The following is a 212-nucleotide window of genomic DNA, read 5'->3' on the forward strand; positions in this document are numbered from 1 at the left end:
AAGTTGGTGGCGTAGTTCCAGGCGTTGTTGGCGACTGGATCAGCCAAGTGGTCAGCCAAGTTTTCCAAAGGACCCTTTCCGGTGACGATTGCTTGAACAAAGAATCCAAACATGGAGAACATAGCCAATCTCCCGTTCTTAATCTCCTTCACCTTCAATTCAGCGAAAGCTTCTGGGTCATCAGCTAAGCCTAATGGGTCGAAGCTTCCACC

Annotated in this window: 1 protein-coding gene; it reads right to left on the reverse strand. The window is 49.1% G+C overall.

Annotated elements, in window-relative coordinates; translation table 11 throughout:
- Window positions 1-212: chlorophyll a/b-binding protein (locus BBB58_RS15095; protein ID WP_143180286.1), on the reverse strand; the 212-nt coding region annotated here is incomplete at both ends.

It is taken from the genome of Exiguobacterium profundum (assembly GCF_001909285.1).
GTDB lineage: Bacteria > Bacillota > Bacilli > Exiguobacteriales > Exiguobacteriaceae > Exiguobacterium > Exiguobacterium profundum.